12 protein-coding genes are annotated in these 14,731 nt (G+C 40.7%); 9 read left to right on the forward strand and 3 right to left on the reverse strand.

Features of this window, described 5'->3' with window-relative positions; genetic code table 11:
- Window positions 1-107 precede the first annotated feature (107 nt).
- A complete protein-coding gene (locus UYC_RS0101575; RefSeq protein ID WP_016872880.1) occupies window positions 108-2,150 on the reverse strand; it encodes an ArnT family glycosyltransferase in 2,043 nt (680 codons plus the stop codon).
- Window positions 2,151-2,964: 814 nt separating this feature from the next.
- On the opposite strand from UYC_RS0101575, the gene UYC_RS0101580 reads away from it, so the two are divergent.
- The 5 genes from UYC_RS0101580 to UYC_RS0101600 all read left to right on the forward strand — a co-directional run bounded on the left by UYC_RS0101580 (window position 2,965) and on the right by UYC_RS0101600 (window position 9,040).
- A complete protein-coding gene (locus tag UYC_RS0101580; protein WP_235082860.1) occupies window positions 2,965-3,552 on the forward strand; it encodes a hypothetical protein in 588 nt (195 codons plus the stop codon).
- 98 nt (window positions 3,553-3,650) lie between these two features.
- A complete protein-coding gene (locus UYC_RS0101585) occupies window positions 3,651-5,369 on the forward strand; it encodes a hypothetical protein (protein WP_016872882.1) in 1,719 nt (572 codons plus the stop codon).
- Window positions 5,366-6,697 carry an O-antigen ligase family protein gene (locus tag UYC_RS0101590; RefSeq protein WP_235082861.1) on the forward strand — a complete coding sequence of 444 codons (1,332 nt, stop codon included), beginning with the start codon at window positions 5,366-5,368 and terminating at the stop codon, window positions 6,695-6,697. Before UYC_RS0101585 ends, UYC_RS0101590 begins: the two co-directional genes overlap by 4 nt.
- A gap of 79 nt (window positions 6,698-6,776) precedes the next feature.
- The gene (locus UYC_RS0101595; RefSeq protein WP_016872884.1) at window positions 6,777-8,501 is read left to right on the forward strand and encodes a hypothetical protein; all 1,725 of its coding nucleotides are present in this window, start codon (window positions 6,777-6,779) and stop codon (window positions 8,499-8,501) included.
- A 152-nt stretch (window positions 8,502-8,653) separates the two neighbouring features.
- Complete coding sequence (locus UYC_RS0101600; protein ID WP_016872885.1) at window positions 8,654-9,040, forward strand: nuclear transport factor 2 family protein; 387 nt, start codon at window positions 8,654-8,656, stop codon at window positions 9,038-9,040.
- A 405-nt stretch (window positions 9,041-9,445) separates the two neighbouring features.
- Here UYC_RS0101600 and gloA2 read toward each other — a convergent pair whose 3' ends face one another.
- Both gloA2 and UYC_RS0101610 read right to left on the reverse strand, forming a co-directional pair.
- Window positions 9,446-9,832: an SMU1112c/YaeR family gloxylase I-like metalloprotein gene (gene gloA2, locus UYC_RS0101605; protein ID WP_016872886.1), complete on the reverse strand. Its 387-nt coding sequence runs from the start codon at window positions 9,830-9,832 to the stop codon at window positions 9,446-9,448.
- Window positions 9,833-9,959: 127 nt separating this feature from the next.
- Entirely contained in the window at window positions 9,960-11,207 is a 1,248-nt protein-coding gene (locus tag UYC_RS0101610) for a vWA domain-containing protein (protein WP_016872887.1), read from the reverse strand.
- A 238-nt stretch (window positions 11,208-11,445) separates the two neighbouring features.
- On the opposite strand from UYC_RS0101610, the gene UYC_RS0101615 reads away from it, so the two are divergent.
- The 4 genes from UYC_RS0101615 to UYC_RS0101630 all read left to right on the forward strand — a co-directional run bounded on the left by UYC_RS0101615 (window position 11,446) and on the right by UYC_RS0101630 (window position 14,645).
- Window positions 11,446-12,108, forward strand: a complete 663-nt coding sequence (locus tag UYC_RS0101615; RefSeq protein WP_016872888.1) for an ATP-dependent Clp protease proteolytic subunit — start codon at window positions 11,446-11,448, stop codon at window positions 12,106-12,108.
- Between the two features lie 153 nt (window positions 12,109-12,261).
- Window positions 12,262-12,855 carry an ATP-dependent Clp protease proteolytic subunit gene (locus UYC_RS0101620; RefSeq protein ID WP_016872889.1) on the forward strand — a complete coding sequence of 198 codons (594 nt, stop codon included), beginning with the start codon at window positions 12,262-12,264 and terminating at the stop codon, window positions 12,853-12,855.
- Window positions 12,856-13,064: 209 nt separating this feature from the next.
- Complete coding sequence (locus UYC_RS0101625) at window positions 13,065-13,682, forward strand: J domain-containing protein (protein ID WP_016872890.1); 618 nt, start codon at window positions 13,065-13,067, stop codon at window positions 13,680-13,682.
- A gap of 300 nt (window positions 13,683-13,982) precedes the next feature.
- On the forward strand, window positions 13,983-14,645 hold the full coding sequence (locus UYC_RS0101630; protein ID WP_016872891.1) for an ester cyclase: 663 nt from the start codon (window positions 13,983-13,985) through the stop codon (window positions 14,643-14,645).
- Window positions 14,646-14,731 lie beyond the last annotated feature (86 nt).

Below are 14,731 nucleotides of genomic sequence, written 5' to 3' on the forward strand. Positions count from 1 at the left end.
TATCCGTGTGCATCTGTGTTTATCTGTGGTCGATTTTTATAATATGATTTTTGCTTGCTATTTTAATTCACATCAGACGTAATTTATAAACAAATAACTACTAAACATCACCTTATCACTTTACTAATAACTGCTCGTCCGAATTCTTTTCCCTGGCTAGGGGAAACCCATCCCACTTCAATTTGGTAGTGTTGCTGTGGTTTAACTGGAGAAATTTTCAGCTTGTGAACATCTCGCAGGATTGTGCCTGGGCTAATTTGTTCTGGAAGTATATATCCATTCAACAAAGGTGCATTAGAAAGTTCATTCAGACTAGAACTATTCTTGCGCAAACCAATTTTAAGTTGAATATCTGGTGGTAGTGGTGCGAGAAATTGCCAATAGAATGTGATAATCAAATCTTCATTTGCAGACAACTTCGTTTGATTTAAGTCATAACCTAGTAGCCGCACTTGCTCGCCAAAAGACAAAGATAAAGGAAACTGAATGCGTTTGATATCTTCAGCTAAGGGTATTGAACCAGGATAAACCCAAACATAGTCAACATCATGAAACCACACACTATATAAAGGTTGCTGCATGGCAAAATAAGCCAGCATCTTTGGTTCTGGAAGTTGGCGCTGCAATTGATTTTTATAGAATACCACTCGATTAGCCTGTGTCCAAGGCTGAATTCCAGATGGGATACGCTTGTCTATTGGTAAGGTTTGACCGTGGAAATAAGTGGAAAAATATCGACTATACCAGCTAGCTACTTTGATTTCTTTTACATTTGGTGATTGGTTCAACCATTGTGCAGCTTTTTCTAAACCTTCCCCTTGACCAATCATAAATATATTTTGGGCTACTTTCACACCACCGAGTAACGGATTGTAATAAGTCAGGTAATGGGGATAGTGGGGTAAAAGGAAAATTAATTGTAAAAGTAATAGAACTACTGCTGTTAACGGGGCGCGATCGCTAGAAAAATTGGGAAGATGTGTAATGCGATCGCCCACCCAATTTTCAACCCAAGAAATTATTTTTAGCCAACCAACAGCTGCGAGCAACCCTAGTATAGGCAAGCAGAGATTAATGTAACGGTCGATTTTACTGTCACTTACTGATAGTATCAGCAGGACGCACAGAGAAATCACAACGAGCGCTGCCAACTCAGGCACTTTCTGTTGCTCTTGCCGCAACTTTGGTAGAAGTAATACTGCACTTGTTGCCAACAATCCTACTTGCAGTACAGGTGATAAACGATATGCCAGCACTAGCGGATAGAAAAGAATTCCTGGCGAATGGGTAAGTTGCCCCAAGAAAAAAAGAAATCCGCGATCGGACTCGTCTAGAATACCCTTGTATATCTGAGTGAAAACATATCCGGGTGAAACCCACATTGCCGGAAAAATGAGGGTAAACACTACTAAAATAGTGGCTCCCCAAAGTGCAAAGCCCTGAAATTGTTGTTTCCAGCCCCTTTTGGGAAAACTACTCTGCCAAATTCCTAACTCAATCAACACTATTAACAGAGCAACAGCAGGTAATAAAAATAATGCAGTAATTTTCGCTGCCGTCGCCAATCCCAGAAATACTCCCGAAACTAAAAGAGATTTGCGATCGCTATCTTTTTGCAAATACGACAAAAATAGCAGTATAGCCAAAACAGAAAAATCAGCTTGTAGTGCGTCAGTGGTAATAAAGCGTTGATATGCTAAAAAAAATGGTTCTAATAGCAGTAGGCTAATAGTACATAGAGCTACAGCTTTACCAAATAAACGCTTGCTGAGTATGTATAAATACACCATACAAGCAGAAGTGACTATTGCTTGTACTAGGCGAGGAATTATATATAAAGAAATGGGAAACTCTTGGATATTCAAGCAAGCACTTAGATCTGAAGGCAAATCTACACCCAAAAAGCCAGGAAAAAGCTTGTGCAGCGAACAATTCAACCACATACTGGTGCCACTGAGCCACATATTAGGAACCCCAGGATGGTGCTTGAGAAAAGTACGGGTTAAATCTGCTTCCAGCAAGCGTTTGATAAACTGACTGCCGCGGTATATCCACAACCCCTCATCGGTATTCAGGGATGCAGTAATTGCCAAGGTACGTAGTGTGAATGAGATCAGGAAGATGGCAAGCAATAAGGGGGAACGTTTCATTAGGGCAAAAAATCGCCTGTAACTCTGGGATAGTTTATCAGACGAGGATGTATAGTTTAAGTTTTTGCTTCAAGTTGTACTTTGGTGATTCGCCTGTAGCAGATCCAAAGCTTGACACCTGTCATTTTTACCTGGCAGTTATATCCAAGTAGTTGAAATGACTGTGCAAGTACTTAACTGACTGACAACAAGCTATTGATCAGAGCGATCGCTCTTTGAGTACAGTAGCAGCTACATCACTAAATAAATATATTTCTTCAGCTTAATATATTCTTAATATTGGGCTATCTCTTTTCTTGATTTTATCTTTGTATTATTTTAACAATTAACCTTTCTTTTTTGAAGAATATTTACTTTAGATTTAATTCATAAAGCTCTAATAAATTTTCATTTATTAATACAGTAGATACTAGTTTTAACAATTCAGTAAAACTTGGGTTATCACCTATTCAAAGACAGCGTATATTTATCCTAATAGTTTCGGAGTTATAAACTACAACATTGAAATGTAGCACCAAAAAGTTTTGCATGAAATCAACGTCGGATTTATGCATCTACTACCCATATAGCTAAAGTATTTCTGAACCATCAACAGAAATAAAATTTGCGTAAAGCTCTTAGAGACATTAACTATCCTGTATTTAGAAAGAATAGTGATGTTGTTGCCTCGATGGTGAACAAAGAGTTAGAAAAACTTTTTGAAAAATCTAAACCTAAGTCTGCAACAAATTATCGCTATTTTTCAGGACAATAGAATTTGTGTACTGTCTATAATGACGGCACTTAAAAACCTGAAATAAAGACGGTAGCCAACATGACATCTTGTGAATCAAATAGCAGCATTATGGTTGAAGTGGATGGTATTCAATTTGAAACTGTGGTATCGGAAAGAGTATTACCCATTCCTGAAGCCAAGCGCAGTGTTTTCACTCCTGTACAGCTTGGTATTCGCATTACTAATAATACGGAAACTTCCTTTCATTTTTCATCGAATTTTTACTCTATGTTTCCAGAATTGATAGTACCAGATGGTCAAGTAATGCAGACAGGTATCCACTGTGAGCGACTTAACCGACCAATGGAATCTGATTTTTTTCTGGTACTTCCAGAAAAAGCACTAACTTTTTCTTGTAATGCCTTTCTTTTTTGGATACAGAATCCGAAGAAAAAGCGTGACCGACAGTTAACTTTGAATATCCCTTTTCCATATGAAGACATTTACGTTTTTCGCCCACTGTATCCAGGTACATATCAATTTCGGTTCAAGTATCGTTACTCTCGTGAAGGTATAGGGGATCTTTCTCGATGGATTGAACCAACAGTTTTACAAAGAATAGTAGAAAATCTCTGGACTGGAGAGGTACTGACTCCGCTTGTAGATATTCAACTAGTCCAGTCATGAAATTGAGCAAGTCATGAAATTAGTTTTGACTTTACTCGCTAATTTTATGACAACAGCTGATATTTATTTGAAACTTGATCTCTAGGAAATAATAAAAAATGCGTAAAAAACCATATTTTCTAATTTGTGTAGCAACAAACTTACTAATGGCACTGACGAACCAGTCGGCTATGGCCTTCAGTCTTAAGTTTGGCAAAGGGGCTATCTCTTATTACAATCCTACAGAACCCTACGTTATAGATGCTAATACCAGTGGTACAACTTTTTTGTCACCTAGATATGTTGCCCCTATTAAATTAGGTGGGACAAATGATTTCTTGAAAATGTTAAATGATGATGTTAGGTGGCGAGGTTGGGATTTTATTCCTTCAGACAAAAATTTATATGGTAATTTTGAAATTTTATATTACTATGCTTGCGGTGCTCAAACTCTTTGTGCAAAAGAAGAGCCGAAGTCAGACAATCACATACGAGGTGGAGTAGGAGCTTATATTAATATAAAGTATAATCCCCAGAAAACAGACCCAAAACCAGAACAAGCAAAAATCCATTGGATTCAACGTGTGGTTAATAACCATAGCCTTTATAATGAACACCAGATCCATATAGATGGAGGAACACATGATCTCCGTTATGACGGAATTGACATTCCCATATGGATGAATGTTAACCCTTACTATGACACTGTAGGTACTGCAAATGAATCTTCTTTCCGAGATAAATCTTATAGAATAGACGCTAACAACCCTCATTTTTGGGTTGGTGAACTTTACTTAGTTGAGGAAATAGCACCACAAACAGTAAAAATTTACAACGGGGTTAGATGGGGTTGGATAAACAGAGTTTATCGTCGCCGTAATATTTTATGTCCAGCTAAGAGTATTAGCAGTGATGATAACTGTACCTATGAATTTTCCGACAGTTTATCTTCTGGTACCGAAGTAGATAGCTTCAAACTACCAGGATTTACTCCAGGAAAAAGATTTACTGCCAGGATTGATAATGACATACCTGGAAATCGCTGCAATCCAAACACGTATTTAACTGCATCTGATAACTCTGGTTATATAAGCAACTTTGACGATAACAGCAGTCCATTGGGCGATGGCTTTGCTTCTGCACTGAAGGGATCTGTGTCTAGTGATGGCACTATCAACCTAGATGTTCGTGCTGCAAATGGGGGTCGTCGTGGTGAAGATCGAGGCAATTACAAGCTTTATGTTGAACTGTATGAAGAGGGAGAGTTTCTGCCAGAAGCAGATGAATTTATCGTTGGAAGTAGCGGTGGTGGTGGATTTGGCGCTGAGATTGAAATTCCAGGCCGGACGCAGGATGATCCTATTCTTCCTGATGAGAGGGAAGGAAACTGGCAACTATTCCGCAACGTTCCTGGCTGCCGTTGGTACGACCCACACACTACCTATGGTTTTGAATTCCAAGCACTAGATGACACACTATTTACTGAAATTCTTGACTTCCCGATTGGAGACGACAATCGATTTACCGTCTCAGTAGGAGATACTATTGTTGGTGAATTCAGTCCCGGAGAGAGCTTAGACTTTGTTTCCTTATTTGGTCATGGTATTTCCAACTTTAAAATAACTGACATCGATTCACTATTTGGTTCAACACAAGAAACAGCTTTCCCGATTCAACTAGCATTTAATGACCGTATAGGTAGTTTCAAAATGCGTCCAATTTCTAAGGAAAGCTCTCCTCAGTCTGTACCTGAGTACTCCTCTGTATTTGGACTATTAGCAGTTGGCGCATGGAGTATAGTAAAAGCGCTGAAAATTAGATCCAACAAACAGCAGTGAACCACCTCTACACTCTCTTGTTTTCCCTCAGCATCATTCTCATCAACCCATTCGGTACAATGCGCGGGGAAATCTGGACTCAGCCAAAAGTATTTGCAATCCTCCTCATCTGTATACTCAACTTTCTTTATCTGTGGGAAGAAAAAGACACCCTTAAAATTTCCCAAAGTTGGAAACTTAGCAAACTGCTGTGGGAAATATTTCTCGCAATTGGGTTAATCGCAACTGTTACTAGTCCCTTCCCCTTACGTTCCCTATTCGGTCAAGAGCAGATGGGTGATGGCTTGCTTTACTGGTTACTAATTGCCATCTTCACCCTCAGCAATAGCCTACTACTAAGACTGCATCCAGAACTAGCCCGTTCTCAATTCATTGGTTTAGTTATTGGCGGTGTTATCCTTGCCTTGAGTATCTTTCCTCAAGTTATTAACTGGCGCATCGACTACACTGCCACAAGTGGGCAACTACTCCAAGATAATATCCTGGCTAGTACCATTTTCCAAAATCAACAGCCAATCGGCTTGTATTCTCATCGCGGTCATGCTTCATTTGTGCTAGCAGCAGTGGCAGTGATGACGCTTGTCGGTTGGCAATGGCAGTGGATAAGTACTCGTTATGCTGCTATAGCTAGTATCCTAATTATCCCTGCATTGCTATTGACTCAAACTAGGGCGGGAATACTAGCTTTTGTTGTCGCAGGAGTTTATTGGATTTATCAGTTCCCTTTAAGCAAACAAGTACGCTCCTTTATGCTCTGCACCGTGTTGGTGGCTTTGTTGTTTGTCGGTGCAGTTTCCTTAACTCGCAACATTGAAACACTCAATCGATTCAACTTTGATAGTAATACCAAGATTCTCAAACAACTGACATCAGACAGAGTATATCTGTGGGAGATAGCAGAACGCGGTATCAGTAAACGCCCCTTACTCGGTTGGGGTATGAATGGTTTTGGTACTGCTTACCCACACGTCATCAATTCTAAATCGGTTAAATGGGTGAAGGTTACTCGCTTGGGCGATTTTACTTTTGATTACCAGGGCTTTGATGGACAGCGTGGCAGGCAAACGCTACCCACGGTGAAAGCACACAATTTGATTTTAGATACAATTCTATCAGTAGGTGTATTAGGTCTAGTTTCTTACTTATCGCTGTTAGGATTGGGTCTATGGCTGGTTATCAAGTCGCCTTGCCGGGGGATTGAGGCGGTGATAATTACTTACCTTGTGTTTACTTTTACCTGGTTTGAGTGCGCCCAGTATACGCATTTGGCTTGGTGGTCGTTGAGTTTGTTTAGTATATCTGGTGAATGTGAAAAAATTACATCTTAAAAGTGCTGCCATCATCTGCTTACTGTGTTTTTTGTCAGCTTGTTCCCAGTCAAAAGTCTCCTCACAATGGACACCACAGATGGAAGCTGACTTTCAGCAGCGCTCAAAGGATGTAATTGCAAAACTTGCAGACAGTAAATACGGAACTACTGCTTTTGAGAGTGAAAAGAAATCTTACCCCAAGGCAATGATTGACTTTCTTGCCGGGAATAGAGCGCGTGCGATCGCATTCCTCCAATCTGAAGATGCTGACGCTCAAAATCACGCCCACACTTTGGGAATTGATTTTTACTCTGGTTTCACTCTTAAAGGGCAAGTCCGCAAATATTTCTACTTTGGCAAGTATCTTAACCCGGCATATCGCCAGCGGATGAAAAAGGCGATGCAAATTTGGACAGAAGTAGATCCGCTCACACGCCACTTTCCATACCAACGCCAGTTTTGGCAGAAGTCTACAGATAACTGCGATACTTGGGTAGATTGCCGCAACACTGATAACCTCAAAGCCATGCGGGAAGTTGCAGTATATCTGTTTGCGGAAGAAAGTGGTAATGAACAGACACGCAAGATATACAAAGAACGTATCAGCCACAATGTTCGTACTTTATATCAAATTGGACAAGGCGAATGGGATTCTGAAAACTACCTGGGACACACCATCACCAGCTACATAAATCTCTACGATTTTGCTCTTGATCCAGAAGTAAAATCACTAGCCAAATCTGCATTAGATTGGTTTTTCGCTTCTGGCGCACTAAAATATTGGCGTGGTGGATTTGGTGGCCCTTCTAAGCGCGATTATAGTCAGGGTAATTGTTCTTGGTGTTCTTTGGCTACCCATTCTCTTGGGTTGTACTTTGGTGATTCACCCCTAGCAGATCCAAAGCCTGAACCAGACGAAATACACCTAATTACTAGCAGTTATCGTCCACCAGCAGCAGTTGTAGCATTAGCACGGAAGCAATTTCAAAAGCCAGTAGAACTGTTAAATTCCAAGCCAACCTATGAAAACTGGAAACTAGGAGGCGATGACGCACCCCAGTTTTACGAAACCCTCTATTTTGGCAACACTTTTCAGTTGGGGACATTAGCTCAAGGTTCCGGTGGTGACTGGAACGGCTTCAAGTTGATGGCATTTAACACTGAGCGCGGTGTTGATTATTTTATTGCCGCAACAGGAACAGATCCTACCAAAATATCTACTTCATCTGTTGGTGGCGACAATGTTGCTCAGTACCGCAATTTAGTCATCTGGCTCAACAACAAGCCACAAGTACCGTTTCAATTCTTCTTACCCAAGTCAGCAAAGCTGGAAACCGACAATGGTGTGACTTTCATTCGCTACGAAAAAACGTGGTTGGCACTGACGCCGATTAATTTAAAGGTTGAGGGAATTAACCATAAAGCAACTCAGAAAATGAGCGATCGCTACCCCATTGACCAGATTTTAACTGCAACTGGCACTCTTAAGACTATAAGCGGTTTTGCTTTAGAAGTGGGTGAGCGGGAAAGCTACGGTAGTTGGCAGCAATTTAAACTGTCTGTGCTAGAGAAGTCGCGGTTAAATCTGAGCCAAATTCATGGTGGCATAGTTGAGTATCGAGGTGTTGCGGGGAACATAAAACTCAAATATCAAGATTCAGGCTTACCAAAAGTTTGGAGAAACGGACAAGCTCACGATTGGAAAAATCACTTTGCCGTTTACCAAAATCCTGACGGGGGTAAAACACCTATTTATCTGGGATGGAAGGAAGGTAAGCTCTCTGTTGATGCTGGTGGATACAACTTTCAAACTCAACCCTAAGTTTTTCTTTTGGGTACGCTGTTTTTGAAGCGATCGCTCTTTGAGTACGGTAATAAGTTAAGTAGACTGTCTAGAAGGAAAGTGCCTTACCCCCATTTACATAGTGGGGGTTGTTAAAAACTGTGGAAGGTTATTAGAGTGAAAGTACTGAAATGAGCAACCTTGAAATTGTAAAGCGTCTGTACACAGCGTTTAGCGATCGCGATCAAAATACCATTCTTCAAATATTCGATCCCAATATAGAGTGGATACAAAACGAAGGATTTCCGGGTGGTGGCAGGCATTGCGGAGTAGACGCAATTTTGAATGATGTTTTTGCTAAGTTTCGCTCGGAGTGGGATACATGGCAAGCGGTTGTGGAGGAATGGTTAGACGCTGGCGACACAATTATCGCTTTAGGCGAATATCGTGGCACTTATAAATTAACAGGCAAATCAACTAAAGCTGCATTTGCTCACGTCTACAGGCTCAAAGATAATCGCATCGTCAAATTTCAGCAATACACGGATACGCTGAAAGTCGCTGAAGCAATGCAGTAATAACACTTCATCAGGAGACGGAATGGGGCGATCGCTTCGAGTTAAACTATGTTCTCAATGCAATCAACCTGCATTAGTTCTTTATCGTGTAAAGCAATCTATATTCGTCTTCTTCGTCAAAATAAATTATTAACTACTAGTTCATCGCATTAATTATGATGGTTATATAAGTTCGTAGTAAGGACTTTAGTCCTAAACTTCGAGAGCGCGTGCATCGCTTACTACGAATACCTCAAAACTTATGTGAGAGACTACTACTGGTTCATATTATAAATTTTAAGGGGGTTGAGGAACGAACCACATAGACGCGACAGCGGCTTCCCGCAGGGTAGGACACAAAGAGCACAAAGGAAGAAAAATTAAGAACGAGTTTACCAATCAAAATTAATGAGACAGACTACTACTTTATCTTTCATAAATTTCTAATGGTAAAGCATCTGGATCTTGAAAAAAAGTAAATCTCTTGCCAGTAATTTCATCAAGTCTAATATCTTCTACTTCAACTCCTTGAGCTTGTAAATCACTTACAGTATTCTCGATATCATCAACTTCAAAAGCCAAATGTCTTAAACCACAAGCTTCTGGTTTACTTACTCTTTGTGGGGGATTAGGAAAAGAAAATAATTCGATTTGGCAATTATCTCCAACTTGTAAATCTAATTTATAAGAATTTCTAGCTGCTCGAAAAGTCTCATTAATAATCGAAAATCCTAAAACTTCTGTATAAAACTTTTTTGATTTTTCGTAATTTGAACAAATAATCGCTACATGATGAATTCCAGTAGTTTTCATTTGTAAATGTTAGTAGTTAGTGGTTAGTGGTTGATTGTCTTCGTGTCTGGTGTGTCTCCGTGTCCCCTTGTCCCCTCTGCTCCCCCTCTCAAATGAATGGGGGCAGGCAATTTGCCCACCCCAGATACTATTCATCCTGTAAAACTGTCTTGGAAACAATTCTGGTTTTTTTGCGATCGCTTTCTGATAATTCTTCACCTGCTTGCAAGCGGGTGGCAGAAGTTTGCAAAACCGTTGCTGCGCCTACATCCCCCATTTGTAAGGCAGTTTTGGCAGCGGTTTGTAGCATCGTTGCTGCTCCAGCGCGATCGCCTTGTTGCAATTTCGCCTCTGCTAGTTGGGTTTGCCGATACTTGGCTAATGCTAGAATATGCTGCTGTACTTCTGAATTGGAGTCGCTTTGATAAGCTGAAAGCACATTTACATTTACTGCTATATTCTCTGACAATAAGCCCGTCTTGTTTTGTGCCGGATCGTCGTAGCGTACTTGTAAATTGGCAATGGCGTGTTTGCCTAGTGGAAATTGTCCCAAATAAAGATTTACCAAAACAACCCGTTCCGTATCCTTCATTAAATCACCCAGGCGTACGGCATAACGTCCATCAGTTTCCTCTTGTACTGGTAACTCAATCGTATCTGGAGAAACTTGGGCAATGGGTTTTAGTTCTGCTAATCGCACCTTCGGCATGAGCGAGAAAAGTAAATAAGCATTAGTCAATCCCACAGCTTGCATCCGGCTAAAAAGGCGGCTAAACTCATCTACTGCTTGTTCTGGTTGCTGGATATAAGAGAGCGTACCGCCACCAGCGTCAGCTATTTTTTCCAAAATATCTTGGTTCCAATTGTCACCAAATCCCAAAGTATTTAAAGTCAAGCTGTAGCCAGTCGCCAACTGAGCGAATTTCAAACAACGTTTGTTGTCACCGTGTTCATTTTCGCCATCAGTGAGTAGAAAAGCTTGGGAAATAGCTTCTTTTTTCCCCTTCGCCAATTCCTCAATGCCCAAACGCAAACCTTCATCAATAGCAGTACCACCATCGGCAGCAAGACGATTGATTTGCTGTTTAATGCGCTCTCTGTCTTCGATAACTTGATTGGGTACTAAGACTTTGGCACGGTGATCGAAAACTACCACACTCAAGCGATCGCCTGGTTTGAGTCTGTCAACAATGCGAATAGCGGCTTTTTTCACAGTCTCTAGTGGTCGTCCGCTCATAGAACCACTATGATCCAAAATTAAGCATAAATTCAGTGGCACATTACGATCCATTTGTTCTGCGATCGCAGAAACAGAAATTGCCAACTGACGTTGACTGTTCATTTGACTGGCATCCAAATTGCCGTCATTTAGCTTAGGCAGCAAACTAACCTTCATAATTCAAGGTTCCGAACCAGGATATACATATATATAAATAACTTCAGGATGCAATATCTGCTCTACGGAAAAGCAATAAAGCAAACATACATTAATAATATTGACAATAACTTAATAACAAGCGCTACTTAAAAGTAGAAAAATCCTGCTCATGAGCGAGAAATCCGCACCTCCAGATGAGCTTTCATCGCGCTAGGATGTATTACAGTTAACGGCTTTAATTCAGGCAACAGTTGCTATGGACATTTCCCCCATCAAGGCTGTGCAAGCCCCCTATTACGGCGATAACTTCTACCGCACACCGCCGCCAGATTTACCTTCCTTATTGTTAAAGGAGCGAATTGTCTATCTTGGTATGCCGCTGGTGCCTGCTGTCACGGAACTTATCGTTGCTGAACTGCTGTATTTGCAGTCTGACGATCCAGAAAAACCGATTAAAATTTACATCAACTCCACAGGCACTTCTGGTTATAGTGGTGAACCCATTGGCTTTGAAACAGAAGCCTTTGCCATCTATGACACGATCAAATATATCAAGCCTCCTATTCACACCATCTGCATTGGGATGGCAGTAGGTATGGCAGCAATGCTCCTCAGTGCTGGAACAAAGGGATGCCGCGCTAGTTTGCCCAACGCTAGTATTGTCTTGCACCAACCGAAGAGCTATGCTCAAGGTCAAGCAACTGATATTCAAATTCGCGCCAAGGAAGTACTAGCTAACAAGGCAACAATGTTAGACATCCTTTCTCGCAACACCGGGCAGCCCAAGGAAAGAATTGAGAAGGATATGGATCGCCTCTTCTATATGACTCCTAAGCAAGCTGTGGAATACGGCTTGATTGATAGAGTTTTTGAAAAAGAAGAACTCGCCCATCCTCCTGTACCTGCGAGTATTCTTTAAAGGCAGAAGTTTAAAGGCAGAGGGCAGAAGGCAGAAGGCAGAAGGATAAAAATTTTACTTCAAACGTCAGAAACTGTCCGGGAAGCTGCCCTAACAGGTGTCTACACACTTAATTTTCCCACCTCCCAATAATTTATATACGGAGTAGTAAAAATGCCTATAGGCGTTCCTAAAGTTCCCTACCGGATGCCAGGGGAACAATTTACACAATGGATTGACATCTACAATCGTCTTTACCGGGAACGTATTATTTTCTTGGGACGAGATATTGACGATGAAATAGCCAATCAAATTATCGCCGTCATGCTGTATCTGGATTCCGAAGATCCAGGTAAGGATATTTATTTATACATAAACTCCCCTGGGGGAATGGTTACCTCTGGCTTGGCGATTTATGACACCATGCAGCACATTAAATCTGATGTGGTAACAATTTGTGTGGGTTTAGCAGCTTCGATGGGTTCCTTCTTGCTAGCCGCTGGCACTAAAGGCAAAAGATTGGCATTGCCTCACTCACGGATCATGATTCACCAGCCTTCAGGAGGTACTCGCGGGCAAGCAACCGATATCGAAATTGAAGCTAGGGAAATTTTAAGAATTCGCCGTCAGCTCAATCAGATCTACGCTAACAATACTGGTCAGTCTTTGGAAAAAATAGAAAAAGACATGGATCGTGACTTTTTTATGTCTGCCCAAGAGGCAAAAGACTACGGCTTGATTGATAGAGTAATTGAAGAACGCCCGTAGTTAGGGGCTAGGGGCTAGACTGTACGGGCGGGTTTTAATAACAATCCCTCTAGGATGACAAAATATCTAAATAAACCCGCCCCTACTAATGACGAATGACTAATGAATAATCATTAACCTTTAAAATTGGCAATTTGGTCTTTATCATTGGTACCTAAAGCTTTATGCTTTAAGCTAATAGTTCATATTCGTGCTTGTAGTAGCTGAAGATGGATCTTGGAGATTGCTACCGTTTATTGGGTTTAAGATCGGGAGCTTCCTTTGCCGAAATCAAGGCGTCTTACCGCCGATTGGTGCAGCAATATCATCCTGATATCAACCCAGATGACAAAAAGGCAAAAGAAAAGTTTATTGCCTTGACTGAGGCATACAAGTTACTGTTGGAGGTTGTACCTCCCATATCAATACCGCAACAGTCAACTCAATCAACAGGGGCAACTCCTCAGGAAATAACAAAAACTTATTCAGAACAAATTTCTCACCAGACGCCACAACATAAGCCAACGCCACAACCGCCACAAGCATCAGAAATAGAACAGCGTTTGAAGTGGAAAACTTATGAGCAGTTGCAGCAGTTTTTGAAAGCAAGACGATTTCCGCAGGCGATCGCACTAGCAGAAGCTTTGGCAGAACGTATGCCAGAAGATGCGGAAGTACGGCAGTGGCAAGCAATTGCTTATCAAATCTGGGGAAGGGCACTGATCGCACAAAAACAGTTACCTAAAGCCAAAATCTATCTTCAAAAAGCTTTAAAAACCGATCCCCACAACAAGGCTTTATGGGATGAAATCCAGCTTGATTTCCAAAAGTTAGAACAACTTTTGTGATGATAAACTCCTTTGCAAGACATTTTTATTTATAGTCAATATCTATAAAAGTTGGTGTTAAAGCGTTGCCATTAGTACATATACTGGTAAATTTTTTAGTGACAAATTTATTTAAAGATTATTGATAAACTAAATAAATTAAAACACAGCTCCCCGACTTCTTAACAGAAGTCGGGGAGCTGCCAAAGGTATTTTACGTTTAATTTAGTTATTATACTTAATATAAACTTTTGTATAATTTAATTTACGGGTTTACAGCACACATTTTATTCTGAACGAGATTTGATTCAGCAAATAGCAATGAGTGACTCCAAATCTTCAGAATTACCTTTGTGGGTACAAGATAGAGAGATTGTCCTTGCTAACGATGAGGGAGTTGAGTGGCGAGAAGGGCAACGTCCAGATTATACCTACACGAATCAATTTCTTCACAAAGAAAGTCAATATCAGCACCCAGAAGGCTCTTTAGAAGCGATCGCTCAAAACTTAGTCCGAACTTTTGAGATGGAAGCGTCTCACAAATCCAATCCTCAACAGTGGCTTTCGATTGTTAGCGATCGCTTTAGGATGAGTAGCAATGGAGGGGCACAATACACAGCCCAGGAAGTAGCAAAAGAAGGAACTTATAACTTGTTCTTAGGTGAAAGCGAACAGTACAGTTCCAAATCAGAAACTTTTGAATCTTCTTTTGAAATGTTTCACAAAGCCTTTCCCGATGGTTTTTTATGGGAACTAACAGAAGTACTTTCAGGGCCACCAAATGTTACCTTTAAATGGCGGCATTGGGGAACATTTAGCGGTTCTTTTAAAGATTATGCACCAACAGGAGAAACAATAGAAATAGTAGGCGTAAGTATTGCTCGCGTCACAGAAGATTTGAAAATTGAGTCTTTAGAGCATTATTTTGATAACAGCACGTTTCTGCAAAAATTAACCGCAGGTGGTTGTCCGTTTCACTCTTAAAATCAGGGCGATCGCTAATTTATCTAATCTTTGACTTTCAATCTAGACGTCATGCGATCGGCATACTATTTGACAAAAAATTTGAT

Source organism: Chlorogloeopsis fritschii PCC 6912 (assembly GCF_000317285.1).
GTDB classification, from domain to species: domain Bacteria; phylum Cyanobacteriota; class Cyanobacteriia; order Cyanobacteriales; family Nostocaceae; genus Chlorogloeopsis; species Chlorogloeopsis fritschii.